The organism is Streptomyces glaucescens (assembly GCF_000761215.1).
GTDB classification, from domain to species: domain Bacteria; phylum Actinomycetota; class Actinomycetes; order Streptomycetales; family Streptomycetaceae; genus Streptomyces; species Streptomyces glaucescens_B.
Genome location: NZ_CP009438.1, coordinates 2,742,609 through 2,758,570, shown reverse-complemented (window position 1 = coordinate 2,758,570; position 15,962 = coordinate 2,742,609). Strand labels below are relative to the sequence as shown.

At 72.7% G+C, this 15,962-nt stretch carries 13 protein-coding genes and 2 tRNA genes; 7 read left to right on the top strand and 8 right to left on the bottom strand.

What is annotated here, in order from left to right; genetic code table 11:
* Position 1: 1 nt before the first annotated feature.
* The 3 genes from SGLAU_RS11865 to SGLAU_RS11855 all read right to left on the bottom strand — a co-directional run bounded on the left by SGLAU_RS11865 (position 2) and on the right by SGLAU_RS11855 (position 4,639).
* Positions 2–2,185: an MMPL family transporter gene (locus tag SGLAU_RS11865; RefSeq protein ID WP_043500880.1), complete on the bottom strand. Its 2,184-nt coding sequence runs from the start codon at positions 2,183–2,185 to the stop codon at positions 2–4.
* A 196-nt stretch (positions 2,186–2,381) separates the two neighbouring features.
* A complete protein-coding gene (locus SGLAU_RS11860) occupies positions 2,382–3,023 on the bottom strand; it encodes a superoxide dismutase (protein WP_043500879.1) in 642 nt (213 codons plus the stop codon).
* A 218-nt stretch (positions 3,024–3,241) separates the two neighbouring features.
* Positions 3,242–4,639 (bottom strand): amino acid permease, encoded by a 1,398-nt coding sequence (locus tag SGLAU_RS11855; protein WP_043500878.1) that lies wholly within the window; start codon positions 4,637–4,639, stop codon positions 3,242–3,244.
* Positions 4,640–5,015: 376 nt separating this feature from the next.
* Between SGLAU_RS11855 and SGLAU_RS11850 the strand changes: the two genes are divergently transcribed.
* Complete coding sequence (locus tag SGLAU_RS11850) at positions 5,016–5,603, top strand: biotin transporter BioY (protein ID WP_043500874.1); 588 nt, start codon at positions 5,016–5,018, stop codon at positions 5,601–5,603.
* 3 nt (positions 5,604–5,606) lie between these two features.
* On the opposite strand, the gene SGLAU_RS11845 is transcribed toward SGLAU_RS11850, so the two are convergent.
* Together SGLAU_RS11845 and SGLAU_RS11840 are read right to left on the bottom strand one after the other, a co-directional pair.
* Positions 5,607–6,917, bottom strand: coding sequence for an FAD-binding oxidoreductase (locus SGLAU_RS11845; RefSeq protein WP_078957687.1), 1,311 nt, complete (start codon positions 6,915–6,917; stop codon positions 5,607–5,609).
* Positions 6,918–7,284: 367 nt separating this feature from the next.
* A complete protein-coding gene (locus SGLAU_RS11840) occupies positions 7,285–8,760 on the bottom strand; it encodes an amino acid permease (protein ID WP_043500873.1) in 1,476 nt (491 codons plus the stop codon).
* Between the two features lie 206 nt (positions 8,761–8,966).
* Here SGLAU_RS11840 and SGLAU_RS11835 point away from each other — a divergent pair, with 206 nt between their 5' ends.
* Positions 8,967–9,455 (top strand): ribose-5-phosphate isomerase, encoded by a 489-nt coding sequence (locus SGLAU_RS11835; RefSeq protein ID WP_043500872.1) that lies wholly within the window; start codon positions 8,967–8,969, stop codon positions 9,453–9,455.
* A 65-nt stretch (positions 9,456–9,520) separates the two neighbouring features.
* Entirely contained in the window at positions 9,521–10,330 is an 810-nt protein-coding gene (locus SGLAU_RS11830; protein ID WP_043500870.1) for an Fpg/Nei family DNA glycosylase, read from the top strand.
* 10 nt (positions 10,331–10,340) lie between these two features.
* Here the strand turns inward: SGLAU_RS11830 and SGLAU_RS11825 are convergent, their stop codons facing one another.
* A complete protein-coding gene (locus SGLAU_RS11825) occupies positions 10,341–11,591 on the bottom strand; it encodes a GNAT family N-acetyltransferase (RefSeq protein ID WP_052413718.1) in 1,251 nt (416 codons plus the stop codon).
* Between the two features lie 162 nt (positions 11,592–11,753).
* Here SGLAU_RS11825 and SGLAU_RS11820 point away from each other — a divergent pair, with 162 nt between their 5' ends.
* Entirely contained in the window at positions 11,754–12,974 is a 1,221-nt protein-coding gene (locus SGLAU_RS11820; RefSeq protein WP_052413717.1) for a PP2C family protein-serine/threonine phosphatase, read from the top strand.
* 33 nt (positions 12,975–13,007) lie between these two features.
* Positions 13,008–13,472, top strand: coding sequence for an HD domain-containing protein (locus tag SGLAU_RS11815; protein WP_043506521.1), 465 nt, complete (start codon positions 13,008–13,010; stop codon positions 13,470–13,472).
* A 37-nt stretch (positions 13,473–13,509) separates the two neighbouring features.
* Here the strand turns inward: SGLAU_RS11815 and SGLAU_RS11810 are convergent, their stop codons facing one another.
* Entirely contained in the window at positions 13,510–14,763 is a 1,254-nt protein-coding gene (locus tag SGLAU_RS11810; protein WP_078957686.1) for an acyltransferase family protein, read from the bottom strand.
* Between the two features lie 398 nt (positions 14,764–15,161).
* Between SGLAU_RS11810 and SGLAU_RS11805 the strand changes: the two genes are divergently transcribed.
* A complete protein-coding gene (locus SGLAU_RS11805) occupies positions 15,162–15,356 on the top strand; it encodes a hypothetical protein (RefSeq protein ID WP_043500868.1) in 195 nt (64 codons plus the stop codon).
* A 111-nt stretch (positions 15,357–15,467) separates the two neighbouring features.
* On the opposite strand, the gene SGLAU_RS11800 is transcribed toward SGLAU_RS11805, so the two are convergent.
* Positions 15,468–15,538, bottom strand: a tRNA-Gly gene (locus SGLAU_RS11800).
* Between the two features lie 168 nt (positions 15,539–15,706).
* Here SGLAU_RS11800 and SGLAU_RS11795 point away from each other — a divergent pair.
* A tRNA-Pro gene (locus tag SGLAU_RS11795) sits at positions 15,707–15,783 on the top strand.
* Positions 15,784–15,962 lie beyond the last annotated feature (179 nt).

Below are 15,962 nucleotides of genomic sequence, written 5' to 3'. Positions count from 1 at the left end.
ATCAACGTACGCCGGCCAGCGGCGGCCCGGCGGGGTGTCGCACGGACCGGTCCGGACGCACCGGCCACCAGGTGCGCTCGCCCAGCAGCAGCAGTGCCGCCGGCAGCAGCAGGATCCGCACCACGAACGCGTCGATCAGCACGGCCGCCGCGAGCACGAACCCGATCTGCTTCATCTCGATGATGTGCAGGAAGACGAAGCTCACGAAGACGGTCGTCATGACCACCGCGGCGCTGGTCACCACGCTCGCGGAGCGGCGGATCCCGTCGAGCACCGCCTGCCGGGTCGGCACGCCGGCCAGCACCTCCTCGCGGATCCGGCTGACCACGAACACCTGGTAGTCCATGGACAGCCCGAAGAGGATCACGAACAGGAAGAGCGGCACCCGCGACCCGATCGAGCCGGTGGAGTCGAAGGCCAGCAGGCCCTCGGCCCACGTCCCCTGGAAGACGAGCACGAGCAGCCCGAGCGCCGCCGCCGCGGACAGCAGGTTGAGGACGACCCCGAGCAGGGCGAGCACCGCCGAGCGGAACGCCCACAGCGTCATCGCGAAGGTCACCAGCAGCAAGGCGCCCAGCACCAGCGGGAGTTTGGCGTTCTGGTGGGCCGGATAGTCGGTGTAGCGGGCCACGTCGCCGGTGACGCCGTACGCGGCCCCGTCGATCCGGCCGACGGTGGCGGGCAGGTACGTCCCGCGCAGCCGCTCCAGCGAGTCGTACGCCTGCTCGGAGTTGCCGAGGTGGGGCACCTTCAGTTCCAGGGCACCGACCCGGCCGTCGGCGGAGGTGCGCACCGGGGAGGAGCCGCTGAACAGCGGGTCCCGGCCGGCGTGCGCGGCGAGCCGGCGCAGTGCCTCCACGACCTCGGCGGTGCGGCCCGCGTCGGCGCGGACGACGACCTGGTGGGTCACGCGCCGGTCCGGGAACTCGTCGTTGAGCCGGTCGTAGACCCGCATGGCGGGGATCTCGCGGGAGTGGGTGTCCCGGCTCATCTCCGTGATGTGCAGCCCGGTCAGCGGCAGGGCCAGGGCGAGCAGGGCGAGGACCGCGCCGCAGAGCGTGCCGAGCGGGTGCCGGGCGGCGGGCCGCAGCAGCGCGGTCCATGCCCGGCCGCCGCCGTCACCGCGCGTCCGCCGCGGCGGCCTGCCGCGTTCCGCGCGCCGCCGGGCCCGGCGTTCGGCCCGCCTGCCGAGCACGGTCAGCAGGGCGGGGAGCGCGGTGAGCGAGCTGGCGACGGCGACCAGCACCACCACGACGGTGCCGGTGGCGAGCGAGGAGAAGATCACGTCGGAGGCCAGGTAGAGGGTGGCCGTGGAGGCGACGACGGCGAGTCCGGAGACCACCACGGCCCGGCCGGAGGTGGCCGCCGCCAGCTCGACCAGCGCCTCGGTTCCCAGCCGGCCTCCGTGCCGGGCCCGTTCCTCACGTTCCCGCTTGAGGTGGAAGAGGGTGTAGTCGACGCCGACCGCGAGGCCGATCATCAGGATGACGTTCGTGCCCACCCCGGTGTCGGGGGAGAGGTGCGAGGCCACCATCGACAGCCCGACGGCCGCGGCGATCGACGACAGGGCCAGCAGCAGCGGCACGGCGGCCATGGTGAGCGAGCCGAAGACCAGCAGCAGGGTGATCAGCGTGACCGGCAGCGTGATCTTCTCCGACAGGGCCAGGTCCTCGCCGCGCTGCCGGTCGACCCCCTTGCTGATGGACGGGGCTCCGGTCTCCGCCAGCAGCAGCTCGGGGTGGGCCCGCTGCACGGCCCCGGTCTCGGCGAGCAGCGCGTCGACCTTGTCCTTGGCGTCCCGCTCCTCGCCCTTCAGGGCCACCTCGACCAGGAGGGTGCGGCCGTCGGCGGAGCGGACGGGGGCGGCCACGGCCGCGACCTCGGGAAGCCGCTCCATCCGCGCGGTCAGCTCGCGCGCCGCCGCGCGGGCGGCGGCCTCGTCCGGGGCGCCGGAGCGGGCGGAGATCAGTATCTGCTCGGCCGGCCGGCGTTCGAGGCCGCCCTGCGCCGCCAGTGCCTCCGCCCGGCCGGCCTCGCCGACCCGGTAGTCGGCCGTCCGGGCACTGTCGAGGCCGACGGCGCCGCCGGCCGCCAGGCACAGCGCGACGAACACCAGCCAGCCGGCGAGTGCCCGCCAGGGGTGCCGGGCGCTGGCCCGGGCCATGCGCACAGTGAGTGAGTTCATGCCCGGAAGCCTTGTCGACCGGGGTGACCCGCGGACAGAGGTGCCCGGTGGAACCTCGCCTCCACCGATCGGCTGACCCGCAGGGTACGGAAAACCCCCGTGAGTCAGGTCCTCACGGGGGTCTCCGCCCTGCCGCCCGCCCGCGTGAAGGGTGAGAAGACGATCACGAGGCGGGACGTTCGAGGGGGCGGCTGCGTCAGGGTGCCAGCAGCAGCGCGTTCGCGCGGGACGTGGCGGCCTCGTAGCGGCGGGCGACGTCCTGCCAGTTGACGACCTGCCACATCGCCTCGATGAAGTCCACCTTCTGGTTCTTGTACTGGAGGTAGAAGGCGTGCTCCCAGGCGTCGAACACCAGGATCGGCGTCGAGCCCTGGCCCACGTTGCCCTGGTGGTCGTAGACCTGCTCGACGATCAGCCGGGCGCTCAGCGGCTCGTACGCCAGCACACCCCAGCCCGAACCCTGGGTGGTGGCGGCGGCCTTGGACAGCTGGGTCCTGAAGGCGGCGAAGGAGCCGAACGACTCGGTGATGGCGTCGGCGAGCTCGCCCACGCCGTCCTGCTCCAGCGGCTCGCCGCCGCCCTCGCCGGTCATGTTGTGCCAGTAGATGGAGTGCAGGATGTGCCCGGACAGGTGGAAGGCCAGGTTCTTCTCCAGGCCGTTGACCGACCCCCACTGCTCCTTGTCCCGCGCCTCGGCCAGCTGCTCCAGCGTGTCGTTGGCGCCCTTGACGTAGGCCGCGTGGTGCTTGTCGTGGTGCAGCTCGATGATCTCCGGGCTGATCACGGGGGCGAGCGCGGAGTAGTCGTACGGCAGTTCGGGCAGCGTGTAGACGGGCATGCGGGGTCCCCTCCGACCTCTTATTGCAAAGAGCTTGCAACTACAAGCTATCAACAACAAGGCCGCCGACGGGGCCGGGGGGACGAAGAAGGCCCCCACGTGTCGCCACGTGGGGGCCTCGGGGTGTCCCGTCGGTCATGCCGGGCTCCCGGCACCTTGAGGCAGGTGAGCGCCTCAGGACAGGTGAGCGCCTCGGGACGGGGTGAGGAACGCCCGGGTCACGCGCCCGGCCGCTGCTCCCGCCTGCGCTGCCAGAGGTATCCGACGGCCGCCAGGAACAGCGTCATGCCGCCCGTCGAGCAGAGCTGCACCCGGGTGTCCGGTTCCCGCGCCATCAGCACGAAGACCGCCGCCATCCCGGCCAGCGCGACCCAGGTCAGCACCGGGAACGCCCACATCCGCACGACCAGCTTTTCCGGCGCCTCCCGCTCCACCCGGCGGCGCAGCCGCAGCTGGGAGACCGCGATGAAGATCCAGACGACCAGGATCACCGCGCCGATCATGTTCAGCAGCCAGGGGAAGACGTCGTTGGGCCGCCAGTAGCTGAGCAGCACGCACACGAACCCGAACACCGAGGAGGCCAGCACCGCGACGCGCGGCACCCCGCCGGACACCCGGCCCAGCGCCTTCGGGCCCTGCCCTCGCTCCACCAGCGAGTACGCGATGCGCGAGGCGCCGTAGATGTTGGCGTTCATCGCGGACAGCAGGGCGACCAGCACGACCACGTTCATGAGCTGGCCCGCGCCGGGGATGCCGAGGTGGTCGAGGGTGGCGACGTACGGGCCGGACTCGACGATCTCCTTCGAGTTCCACGGCACCAGCGTCACCACGACCGCCATCGAGCCGATGTAGAACAGCGCGATACGCCACATCGCGGTGCGGACCGCGCTCGCCACCCCGCGCACCGGGTCCTCGGACTCGGCCGCCGCGATGGTCACCGTCTCCAGGCCGCCGTAGGCGAACACCGAGGCGAGCAGGCCGATGACCAGCCCCTCACCGCCGCCCGGCAGGAAGCCGCCCTCGCCGGTGAGGTTCGCGGTGCCCGGCGCGTCGGTGCCCGGCAGCACGCCCAGGATCGCGAGCACGCCCAGCACCAGGAACAGCGAGATCGCGAGCACCTTCAGCGCCGCGAACCAGAACTCGAACTCGCCGAAGTTCTTCACGGCGGCCAGGTTCGCCCCGCAGAAGACCACCATGAACAGTGCCACCCACGCCCACTCGGGCGTCCCCGGCAGCCAGCCGCTGACGATCTTCGCGGCCCCGATGCCCTCCAGGCCGACCGCCGTGCACAGCAGCACCCAGAACGACCAGCCGGCGGTGAACCCGGCCCACGGGCCGATCGCCCGCTCGGCGTGCGCGGAGAAGGAACCCGACGACGGGTAGGCGGCGGACATCTCGCCGAGCATCCGCATCACCAGCATCACCAGGATGCCGGAGAGGACGTAGGCGACGACGATCGACGGACCCGCGGCGGCGATGCCGGCGCCGGAGCCGACGAACAGGCCCGCGCCGATCACGCCGCCGAGGGCGATCATCGACAGGTGGCGCTGCTTCAGGCCGTGGGAGAGGGAGACGTCCGCCTGGGGCGGGGTCTCCTGAGCGGTGGGGCTGGGCATGGGCGCGGCTCGTCCATCCGTGAGCGGGGACAGGTGGAAGCGCCCACAGTCTCGGCGGCGACCCCGGTGACAGGACACCACCGTTCACTATGCGGACGCGCGGAATACGGAGTGTACGACCCCACTCACCCCGCCGGGGAGAGCGCGATTCCCGCCGGATTGGCGGAAACCTACAGCCTGCCCTGCCCCGCACCACGTGACGCACACATCCCCACCTCCGTGACCGTCATCACGTCACGGAGGGTGTGACCGGCACTCTTTGTGCGCACCCCACCACACGCGCGCTCCCGCCTTTGTCGACCGGTAACGGTGATCGGCCGGACCCCCCTGGGTTAGCGTCACGGTGTCCCGTACCGCCCTCACTCGCGGAGTCCCCATGAGCACCGCCACCGCCACCTCCCTCGCCCGCCCGGGCCAGGTCCTCGCCGACCTGCTCCCGGCCTCCCGCGTCCGCGACATCGCCCTCGTCGCCGGCGGTGCCGCGCTCACCGGCCTCGCGGCCCAGATCGCCGTGAACGTGCCCGGCTCCCCGGTCCCGGTGACCGGCCAGACCTTCGCGGCGCTGCTCGTCGGCACCTCGCTGGGCGCCGGCCGCGGCTTCCTCTCGCTCGCGCTGTACGCGCTGGCCGGCGTCGCGGGCGTGCCGTGGTTCGCGGAGGGCGCCTCCGGCATGGGGATCCCGTCCTTCGGCTACGTCCTCGGCATGCTGCTCGCCGCCACCGTCGTCGGCGCCCTGGCCCGTCGCGGCGCCGACCGCTCCCCGTGGCGCATGGCGGGCGCGATGCTCCTCGGCGAGGCGGTCATCTACGCGGTCGGCGTGCCCTACCTCGCCCTGTCGCTCGACCTGTCGGCCTCCGCGGCCATCGCCGCCGGCCTCACCCCGTTCCTGATCGGCGACGCCCTCAAGGCCGCCCTGGCGATGGGGGCGCTGCCCGCCGCCTGGAAGCTCGTCGGCAGGCGCTGACCCTCAGCCGGCCACGAAGAGGCTCGCCGGGTCGTACGACGACCTCAGCCCGGCGAGCCTCTTCCGTGTCTCCGCGTCGTGCAGCCCCTCCGTGCGGTCCCCGGCCCCCAGGGCGAAGTTGACGGACCGCCCGAGCGTGTCCGGCGCGAGCAGCGCGAACACCGGGTCCAGCAGCGCGCGGGCCGGTTCCCGCCCCACCACGGTCAGCAGCCGCACCAGGAACCGCCCGGCACGGAACGGCACCGCGTTCGGCGCGGGCCGCGCCAGCGCCCCTCCCAGGTGGTTGATCTGCACGACCACCATGGCGTCCGCCTCCGGCCCGGTGCGCCGCAGTACCTCGCCCGCCCGCTCCACGTCCAGCTCGCGCACCACCACGCTGTCCCCGTAGTACGAGTGCGGGAAGTCCGGGTCGCTGTGCACGGTGTGGCTCTCGGTGTACGGCATCTCCCGCAGCGAGTCGGCCAGGACCGGCCCGATCTTTCGCAGCGGCGCCACCAGGCGCTCCCCGTCCGTCCCGGTGTACGCCACCCGCACGGACACCTCGTACCGGCCCCGCAGGTGCGGCGGCATCGCGGGCACGTCCGGGTACGGCACGGCGGCGAAGGACGAGGTCAGCCCGTCCGGCACGGTCCGCGTCCAGGCCTCGTACGCCGCGAGCGCCGCCGCCGGGTCGACGAGCCGCCCGTCGAAGGCCAGCGAGCCGCCGTACAGCCGGGCCACCGGGACCAGCCCGATCTCCAGCTCGGTGACGATGCCGGGCGCGCTGCCGCCGCCGAGCAGTCCCCAGTACAGCTCGGAGCCCTCCCGCACGTCCCGGTGCAGCCGCCCGTCGCCGGTGACGACGTCCAGCGAGCGCACATGGTCGGCGGCGTAGCCGAACTCCCGGGCCAGCAGGCCCAGCCCGCCGCCCAGGGTGTAGCCCACGGCCCCGACGGAGGGCGCCGAGCCGCTGAGCGGCGCCAGGCCGTGCGGGGCGGCGGCCGCGATGACCTCGCTCCAGCGGGCCCCCGCCTGCACCCGGGCGGTGCGGGCGCCCGGGTCGACGCCGACCCGGTTCATGCGCCGGGTGCCGACCAGGACCCCGCCCCGGAGGTCGCCGGGTGTGCCGTGGCCGGTCGCCTGGACGCCGAGCGGCAGGTTCCGTTCCGCCGCGTACCGCACGGCGGCCAGCACGTCCTCGGCCGAGGAGGCGCCGAACACGACGGCGGGCCGCCGTACGAACCCGGTCTGGAAGCCGGCGGTCTCCTCCGCGTACCCGGCGTCGCCGGGGCGGAGGACGAGCGGGGCTGTGGTGATGTCGGTGCTGGGATTCATGCCGCCGAGGATGGCGGCATAACCTGACAGCCTCCGTCAGCTTTTCGGCGCCGTGTCTCCTCGCGCCGTGTCTCCTCGCGCCGCGCGCCCCCGTGCCGGGCCTTCCGCCCCGTGCGTGCTTCCCGCCCCGTGCCGTTTCCTGGGCGTGTTTCCCCTCGTGCCGTGTCTTCCGCCCCGGGCGTGTTCCCCCCCCGTGCCGTGCTTTCCCGCCCCGCGCGGTGGCTCGCGGAGCCGTACCCGCCGCCCGCGCGGTGCCCTCCGGAGCCGTCCCGTGCCGCCCCGCGCGAAAGGGCCCCGCGGCGTGTGCCGCGGGGCCCTGAGGTGCCGGACGGGCCGCGGGGGCCCGCCGGGGTGCCGGCGCCGGAGGTCAGCCGGCCGCGACCTCGTCCTGCTCCCGCTCCCGGTCCTGGCCGGACCCGAGCTTCTGCCGGACCACGGCGATGACCAGCACCACCGCGGCCACCAGCAGCGACAGCAGCACGGTCTTGCGGCCGTCGTGCTCGGTGTCGGTGAGCATGTAGCCCAGGATGAAGACGATCAGCGCGGCGGTCGCCCACGTCAGGTACGGGTACAGCCACATCTTCACGACGAGCTTCTCCGGCGCCTCGGCCTGGATGATCTTCCGCATGCGCAGCTGCGAGAAGCAGATCACCAGCCAGACGAAGAGCGCGACGGCACCGCTGGAGCTGACCAGGAAGAGGAAGACGGAGTCCGGGAACTTGTAGTTGAAGAACACGGCCACGAATCCGAAGACCACGGAGACGAGGATCGCCGTACGCGGCACGCCGCGCTCGGTGGTCCTGGCGAAGGACCTCGGGGCGTCCCCGCGCTGGCCGAGCGAGAAGGCCATCCGGGAGGCGGTGTAGAGGCCGGAGTTCAGACAGGACAGCACCGAGGTCAGCACGATGAAGTTCATGATCTGACCGGCGTGCGCGATGCCCAGGGAGTCGAGTGCGGCGACGTAGGAGCCCTTGTCCTGGATGGACTCGGAGTCCCACGGCAGCAGCGAGACGACCACGAGGATCGAGCCGAGGTAGAAGACGCCGATCCGCCAGATGATGCTGTTGGTCGACTTGGTGACGGCCCGCTGCGGGTCCTCCGACTCACCGGCCGCCAGGGTCGCGATCTCGCTGCCCATGAAGGAGAAGACGACCAGCAGCACACCGGTCAGGATGGCCCCTGGGCCATGGGGCAGGAAGCCGCCGTGCTCGGTGAGGTTGGACAGGCCGGCCTGGTCGCTGTCGACGCCGGGCAGCACGCCGAAGACCGCGAGACCGCCGATGACGATGAAGGCGCCGATGGCGACGACCTTGATGCCGGCGAACCAGAACTCGAACTCGCCGTAGGAGCCGACGGAGACCAGGTTGGTGCCGGTCAGCACCACCATCACGATGAGCGCCCAGGCCCACTGCGGCACGGCGGGCACCCAGCCCTCGAGGATCACGGCACCGGCGGTCGCCTCGACCGCGAGCACCACGACCCAGAAGAACCAGTAGAGCCAGCCGATGGAGAACCCGGCCCAGCGGCCGAGCGCGCGGTCGGCGTGCGCGGAGAAGGAGCCCGAGGTCGGGTTGGCGGCCGACATCTCACCGAGCATGCGCATCACCAGCACCACGAGCGTGCCGACGAGCGCATAGGACAGGAGGATGCCGGGGCCGGCGGTGGCGATACCGGAGGAGGACCCCACGAAGAGTCCGGCTCCGATGACACCGCCGATGGCGATCATCGACAGGTGGCGGTTCTTGAGCCCTGCGTGAAGTCCGCTGCCGGAACCGGGATCGCCGGTTCCTCCGGGGCCTCCGTGGCCGTGGTCGGCCTTCGTCAGGGTCGGCTGCGAAGTCATGGGACGGAATCCTTTGCGCCGGAATGATCAATTCCCGTACGAGCGGCGTACGAGTCGGACCAGTGAATCCGAGGCGAACGATTTCTTGAACCTTTGAATCCGGATTGTTACTTGAGGTTTCCCTGAGGTTCAGTGGTCCTGCTCACAGTGTTTCGGCGCCGGCACCCCACCCTGCTGCCCGGCCGCGCGCATGTCACACTCATCCCATGCGCGTGTATCTCGGCTCGGACCATGCCGGCTTCGAACTCAAGAACCACCTCGTCGAGTGGCTCAGGGCAGCGGGCCACGACCCCGTGGACTGCGGCCCCCACATCTACGACGCCCAGGACGACTACCCGCCCTTCTGCCTCCGCGCCGCGGAGAAGACGGCCGCGGACCCCGGCTCCCTCGGCATCGTGATCGGCGGCTCCGGCAACGGCGAGCAGATCGCCGCCAACAAGGTCGAGGGCGTCCGTGCCGCCCTCGCCTGGAGCGAGGAGACGGCAGCGCTGGGCCGCCAGCACAACGACGCCAACGTCGTGGCGGTCGGCGCGCGCATGCACACCCAGGAGGAGGCGACCAAGTTCGTCGAGGTCTTCCTGGGCACCCCCTTCTCCGGCGACGAGCGCCACATCCGCCGCATCGACATGCTCTCGGCGTACGAGACCACGGGCGACCTGCCGCCGGTCCCGGCGCACCACCCGCAGCAGGACTGAGGCCCCCGCCCCGGGGGCGGACAGACGAACGGAGCCCCTCCCGGGGCTGGAAGGACGCAGGAACCGTGCCAGAGGGGCACACGATCCACCGGCTGGCGCACGACTACGCCGCCCGCTTCTCCGGCACGGCCCCCCGGGTCACCAGCCCCCAGGGCAAGTTCTCCGACGCCGCCGACCTGCTCGACGGCGCCGTCCTCACCGCCACCGAGGCCCACGGCAAGCACCTCTTCCTGCGCTTCCGCGACGCCGACTGGGTCCACATCCACCTCGGCCTGTTCGGCAAGGTCGCCTTCGGCGACGCACCGGCGCCCCCGCCCGCCGACACCGTCCGGCTGCGCCTCGCGAACGACACCGCCTACGTCGACCTGCGCGGCCCCACCACCTGCGCGCTGATCACCACCGCCGAGAAGCGGGCCGTCCACGACCGGCTCGGCCCCGACCCGCTGCGCGAGGACGCCGACCCGTCGCTCGCCTACCGGCGGATCTCCCGCAGCCGCACCAGCATCGCCGCCCTGCTGATGGACCAGAAGGTCGTCGCCGGCGTCGGCAACGTCTACCGCGCCGAAGTCCTCTTCCGGCACGGCATCGACCCCTACCGCGCGGGCCGGGACATCACGCCCGCCGAGTGGACCGCCCTCTGGAACGACCTCGTCGGGCTGATGCGCGAAGGCGTACGCCTGAACCGCATCGACACCGTGCGCCCCGAACACACCCCGGAGGCGATGGGCCGCCCGCCCCGCGTCGACGACCACGGCGGCGAGGTGTACGTGTACCGCAGGGCGCATCTGCCCTGCCACGTCTGCGGCGGCGAGATCCGCACCGCCGGTCTCGCCGCCCGCAACCTCTTCTGGTGCCCCGCCTGTCAGCGGACCTGAGCCGGCCGGCTCAGAACCCGTGCGGCAGCCACGGCGCGGGCCCCGCCGTCCCGAACGCCACCGACGCCTCCGCCAGCGCCCCCGCACGCAGTTCCCGCACCCGCCCGGCCGCGCCCAGCGCCGCGAGGGACACCCCGCCGAGATAGGCCGAGCCCAGCTCCCGTACCGACAGCGCGAGATCCGCCGCGTCCGTGGTCCGCTCGCAGGTCGCCCCCTTGGTGTCCCCGCTCAGCCGCCAACGCCCCGCGTTCCACGGGCAGAAGGCGTCCGCCACCTCCAGCACCACGTCCACCGGCGCGGCGTACGCGCGCGCCTCCAGCGCGGCCCCCACCTCCACCGGCCGCAGGTACAGCGAGTCCCGCAGCCGGGGCCGGCACCGCCGGGTGTCCGACACCAGGTACTGCCAGGTGTCGTCGACCGGCCGCCCCCGCGCCACCAGCGTGGAGGTCAGGTCGATCCCGAACAGGAACCGCCACAGCGCCGCGTCCACCGCCGGATCCGGCGCCGCCAGATCCTCCAGGAGCACCGTGCCGTCGTGGCCGCTCTCGCCCCAGCCGAGCTTCACCCGGTAGCGCGCATACCCCACGATCCGGCCGTCGCGCTCGGCGACCACGCACTGCAACGGCGACGCGCCCTCCCGCTCGCTCTCCGGGTCCAGCAGCCCCACCCGCTCCCACTCGGGGAGCCGGGCCAGCATGCCGGGCCGCCGCGGCACCAGCCGGGCGTAGACCGCCTCGCACGCGTCGAGCACCTCGGCGGGCGCCGCGTACCGCAGCCGTACGTCATCGGTCCCGGCGGGCACCGACAGCCGCACCCGGCCGGTGTCGATCTCCGCGCCCAGCGCGTACGTCGCCACGCCGTACCCGAACCGGCCGTAGATGTCCGGCTCCGAGGCGGTCAGCACCGCCAGCGGCTCGCCCCAGGAACGGACGTCGTCGAGCTGCCGGCGCATCATCGAGGTCAGCACCCCGCGCCGCCGGTGCGTGGCGGCCACACCCACCATGGTGACGCCCGCCGCGGGCACCGACGCCCCGCCGGGCACGGTGAGCCGGAACGAGAACGCCCCGGCCGTCCCCACACAGGAACCGCCGTCCCAGACCCCCAGGAAACGGTCGAACTCGGTCAGCTCCCGCCACAGTTCCCGCTCCTCGGCCGCCTCCGGCACACCGCCGAAGGCCCGCAGCAGGGTGTCGTACCACGCGTCCCAGTCGTCCGGCCGCAGGACGCGCAGTCCGTCCGGCCCCTCGCTCGCCATCGCCATGGCCCATGCCTATCAGCGCACCGCGGGGCGAGCCACGGAATTTACGGCAGGCGGCGACGCGGCGGCGCTCCGTGAAGTTCACTGTGGAGTCGAGCCTCGGACGGGGGACAAGTGGGACCTCCCGTGCCGGGCGACCGGTCCGATGGATAGGGTCCCGAACTGATGGCAGCAGGACGAGGTCGGCGCGCGGCGGCCGAGAGGTTCCCGGCCCGGTGGAAGATGCAGTGGCACCGGGTCCGCGTCGCCCTGCGCAGAAGCGCCGTCGACTACTTCCGCGGCGACGGCTCCGACTGGGTCGCCCTCGCCGGACTCCTGCTCACCGTGCCGCTGATCGCGCTCACCACCCTCGCCAACCCGGTCTGGTGCTCCCCTGCCGCGCTGGTCCTGCCGATCGTCGCCGGCGGCCTGCTGCTGCGCCCGGCGAGCCTGCTCGGCCTGTACGCGGCGGCGGCCACCGCGCTGATCGTGGAGTCCGTCCGGCTCGGCCCGTACACCGAGGGCCCCTCCCGGGTCACCCCGGGCGTGGTGCTCGTGGTCGCGGCCTGCGGCTTCTTCGGGCTGCTCATCGCCCAGTTCCGCAGCCGGGTCGGCGTGCCCTGGCGGCGCGGCGGCACCATGCTGTTCGACCTGCGCGAACGCATCCGCACCCAGAGCCGGCTGCCCAAACTGCCGGCCGGCTGGCACCGCGAGATGGCGCTGCGCCCGGCCGGCGGCCAGTCCTTCTCCGGCGACTTCGTCGTCGCGGCCCGCACCAACGGCGGCCGCACCCTGGAGGTCGTGCTCACCGACGTCTCCGGCAAGGGCATGGACGCCGGCTCCCGCGCCCTGCTGCTCTCCGGCGCCTTCGGCGGCCTGCTCGGCTCGCTGCCGCCGCACGCCTTCCTCCCGGCCGCGAACGGCTACCTCCTGCGCCAGGACTGGGACGAGGGCTTCGCGACCTCCATCCACCTCGTCCTGGACCTGGACTCCGGCGACTACGAGCTGTACTCGGCGGGCCACCCGCCGGGGCTCCAGCTCAGCGCGGGCAGCGGCCGCTGGGAGGAGAAGGCCGCCGAGGGCCCGCTGCTCGGCGTGTACGAGGGCGCCCAGTTCGACCCGGTGAAGGGCTCGCTGCGGCCCGGCGACGTGCTGATGCTGTTCACCGACGGACTGGTGGAGACCTCCGACCGGGACATCGTCGAGGGCATCGACCGGCTCACCGGCGAGGCCGACCGCTACGTCGCCGGCGGGTTCCACGGCGCCGCCTGGCACCTCATCGAGGCCGTCGCCAAGGACGTCAACGACGACCGCGCCCTGCTGCTGATCTGCCGCGAGGGCCCGACCGCCCAGGCCCACATCCACGCGCAGACCCGGTCGTCGCAGGCGCAGCCGGCGGCCCGCTGAGACACTGACGGGGTGACCGAGAACAGCCGCGGGGTGACCGAAACCCCGCACACCCTGCCCCTCGCCGAGGTGGAGGCCCTGGCCCGGGCCGCCCACCAAGGCCGGACCGACAAGGCCGGGCGGCCCTACGCCGAGCACCTCCAGGCCGTCGCCGAGGGCGTCCGGGCCCGCGGCGGCGACCCCGACCAGATCGCCGCCGCCTGGCTGCACGACGCCGTCGAGGACGGCGCGATGCCCGAGCGGTGGCTCGACCAGGCCCCGCTGAGCGACCGTACGAAGGCCATCGTGCGGGCGGTCACCAAACGGGCCGGCCAGCCGCCCGAGGAGTACGCGGCCCGGATCCTCGCCACGCCCGGCGCGCTGCTGGTGAAGGAGGCCGATCTAACCCACAACGCGGACCCGGCGCGCCTCGCCGCCCTGGACGAGCCGACCCGGACCCGGCTGACCGCGAAGTACGCGCGGATGCGCGCGCTCCTCGGCCTGGCGGGCGACGCCTGACGGCCGGCGGACGCCGGGACACGGCCGGCAACGGCCCTCACACGCGGGTGGTCTCGCGTCCGACCCGGTCGTCCCGCCGTTCCCCCGGGGCCGTCCCGCTCCTCCCGCCGTCCCCGCCCTCACCGCTGCTCCCGCTCTTCTGGGCGCTCCCGCCGCTCCCGCCGACCCGGTCCCCCTGGGCAGCCCGGGGGCCGTCCTGCCGGAACGCCCAGTCCATCCGCGGCTCCACCACGCACCGGAACACCCGCCGCACGGGCCCGGTGCACAGCAGCGTCACACCGGCGGCGGCCAGCGCGGCCGCGACGGCCCCGCCGAGCGGCCGGTGCAGCCACGCGTGGTCGAACCAGCCCAGGTAGACACCGGCCTTGACCACGAACCCGTGCAGCAGGTAGCCGTACAGCGTGCCCGCGCCCAGCGCCGTGAACCACGTGCGGCGGCGCGGTACCCAGGCGAAAAAGCAGGCGGTCAGCACCAGTGAGCAGCCGAACATCGCCGCCACCATCACCGGACCCACCCACCACGCCACGCCCAGCTCCTGCGCCGCGTCCCGGTGGTAGAACCAGGCGGTGTCCATCCGCGGTACGGCCCACCAGCCCACGGCCAGCGCGCCGGCCAGGACCGGAACCGACGCGATCCGCACCGAACGGCGGCGCACCAGGTGGAAGTGGGCGGGCCGCAGGCACAGGCCGAGCACGAAGTACGGCAGGAACTGGAGCACCCGCTGGAGGTCCAGGTCGTCGCCGATCTCCGGGCTGGCCGACGCCGCCATCGCGACACCGAGCGCGACGGGGAGCGGCCGGCGGAGCGCTTGCCAGACCGGGGTGGTGAGCCGCCACAGGAACAGCGCGCACAGGAACCAGGTCAGGTACCAGGGGTCGAGCAGGGTGATGTCGTAGCCCGGGTCCCCGCCGACGACCCGCTTGAAGACCGGATAGGCGGTCTCGAAGACGACGTACGGCACGGCGACACCGGTGACCAGCCGCTTGAGCCGGCCGGGGCGCAGATCGAAACTCCGCGAGAAGTAACCGGAGATGACGATGAACGCCGGCATGTGAAAGGCGTACACGACGTTGTACGCGCCTTCGAGGGTGCGGCTTCCGCCCTTCAGCGGATCCCAGACGTGACCGACGGCCACCAGCACGATCGCCAGGAATTTGGCGTTGTCGAAGAATGCGTCGCGCTGCTTTCCGGACTGCGGACTCCGCGGTGCCCGTGGACCCGGCACCCCCGGGGCCGGCGACTGTGCCGGGGGGACCGGCGCCCTGCGGCGGAACGAGGCGGCGTGGAACATCTGAGGCACCCTAGCGTCGTCCGCGGGGTGCCGTAAAACCCGTCACTCCATTACTGGTTCAGCGTTCGGGCACCCCGTTTCGCACGGGTGAACGGCCCGGCTCCGGGCCATTCGATTCAGCTGTGCGGATGGTGTGTGAGCAGGGAATCCGGCGCGCCGAATTCCTGTCGCGAGCATGTCTTCGCATTACTGTGCGGATGGTCATTCGGATTGCTGTACGAGGCTTGCGGGCACGGGTGCCGGCGCCTGCGGCGGGGTGCCCGCGGCGCACCACCGTGACCGACGTCGCGTCATGGCCCGCATAGGGTGGGCCTGTTGGTGGCACGATGTTTCTGGCGGGGTGCGCGAGGCTGCACGCCCCGGCCGGGAGAGCCGACCGACCGAGGGTGGGATCTGTTGTGGCCATTTCACTGTCCGTGGTGCTGCTGTTGGCGATCATCCTCGTCGTGATGATGCGCGGCGGCTCGATCAAGGCGGGGCCGGCCATCGTGGCGATCCTCTTCGGCTTCTTCCTCGCGTCGAGCGGCATGGCGCCGTCGATCAACCGCTTCCTCAACTCGATAGCGGAAACGATCAACTCGATCAGCTTCTGAACCGGCCCCCGGGGTCGATCAGCCGGCTCCCGGGGGAGCGCCCGCGGACGGGAGCGGAACGCGTCAGGGCCGGCCGGAGACGGAATCTCCGGCCGGCCCTGAGCCGTAGAGAGCGGGCGACGGGAATCGAACCCGCGTAGCCAGTTTGGAAGACTGGGGCTCTACCATTGAGCTACGCCCGCACACAACGCGCCGCCGCCCTGACGGCCGCGGCACTGCAGGCATCGTAGCGGGTCGGTACGCCTCGGCGCACACCCCTTCCGGCGCGGCGCCGACGCCCACGCGCGGGCGTGCCCGAATACGGCGGCCGAGCGGCCCCCGGGCATGTACCCTACGTGTCGCACACCAGACGGGGTGTGGCGCAGCTTGGTAGCGCGTCCGCTTTGGGAGCGGAAGGCCGTGGGTTCAAATCCCGCCACCCCGACCACCGGCTGATCACCTGGAGTGATCGTCCCCGCCTCCGCGGATGATCGCCTTTTGGGCCGTGTACCCGCTGCCGTTACTATGCAAGCTGCACGCCCGTGTGTCCGGCCTAGCGGCCTCGAACTCCTCCGGGCGGCGAAATCCGCCGGACCAGTCTGGCTCCGGCAGAACCCGAGAAGTCAG

Bases quoted from the DNA above. Each gene is read 5' to 3' on its own strand.
- SGLAU_RS11865 (WP_043500880.1), bottom strand. From the start codon at position 2,185: ATGAACTCACTCACTGTGCGCATGGCCCGGGCCAGCGCCCGGCACCCC.
- SGLAU_RS11860 (WP_043500879.1), bottom strand. From the start codon at position 3,023: ATGCCCGTCTACACGCTGCCCGAACTGCCGTACGACTACTCCGCGCTC.
- SGLAU_RS11855 (WP_043500878.1), bottom strand. From the start codon at position 4,639: ATGCCCAGCCCCACCGCTCAGGAGACCCCGCCCCAGGCGGACGTCTCC.
- SGLAU_RS11850 (WP_043500874.1), top strand. From the start codon at position 5,016: ATGAGCACCGCCACCGCCACCTCCCTCGCCCGCCCGGGCCAGGTCCTC.
- SGLAU_RS11845 (WP_078957687.1), bottom strand. From the start codon at position 6,917: ATGAATCCCAGCACCGACATCACCACAGCCCCGCTCGTCCTCCGCCCC.
- SGLAU_RS11840 (WP_043500873.1), bottom strand. From the start codon at position 8,760: ATGACTTCGCAGCCGACCCTGACGAAGGCCGACCACGGCCACGGAGGC.
- SGLAU_RS11835 (WP_043500872.1), top strand. From the start codon at position 8,967: ATGCGCGTGTATCTCGGCTCGGACCATGCCGGCTTCGAACTCAAGAAC.
- SGLAU_RS11825 (WP_052413718.1), bottom strand. From the start codon at position 11,591: ATGGCGATGGCGAGCGAGGGGCCGGACGGACTGCGCGTCCTGCGGCCG.
- SGLAU_RS11820 (WP_052413717.1), top strand. From the start codon at position 11,754: ATGGCAGCAGGACGAGGTCGGCGCGCGGCGGCCGAGAGGTTCCCGGCC.
- SGLAU_RS11810 (WP_078957686.1), bottom strand. From the start codon at position 14,763: ATGTTCCACGCCGCCTCGTTCCGCCGCAGGGCGCCGGTCCCCCCGGCA.